The organism is Arthrobacter sp. RT-1, assembly GCF_003367205.1.
GTDB lineage: Bacteria > Actinomycetota > Actinomycetes > Actinomycetales > Micrococcaceae > Arthrobacter.
In genome coordinates, this window is sequence record NZ_QRGQ01000034.1 from 1,674 (window position 1) to 2,022 (window position 349).

The window sequence follows — 349 nt, forward strand, 5'->3', positions numbered from 1 at the left end:
GTTTGGGGGGATTTGGTGATCCTATGCTGCCGAGAAAAGCATCGACGCGAGGTTTTAGCCGCCCGTACCCCAAACCGACACAGGTGATCAGGTAGAGAATACTAAGGCGATCGAGAGAATTATGGTTAAGGAACTCGGCAAAATGCCCCCGTAACTTCGGGAGAAGGGGGGCCCCAACCTTGATACACCCTTGCGGTGTGGAGGGGATCGGGGCCGCAGAGACCAGGGGGAAGCGACTGTTTACTAAAAACACAGGTCCGTGCGAAGTCGCAAGACGATGTATACGGACTGACTCCTGCCCGGTGCTGGAAGGTTAAGAGGACCGGTTAGCCTCACGGCGAAGCTGAGA

1 rRNA gene (running past one end of the window) is annotated in these 349 nt (G+C 55.9%); it reads left to right on the forward strand.

What is annotated here, in order from left to right:
* Positions 1–349, forward strand: a 23S ribosomal RNA gene (locus tag DXK94_RS21550); its annotated part reaches 1,673 nt to the left of the window's first position; the annotation flags it as partial.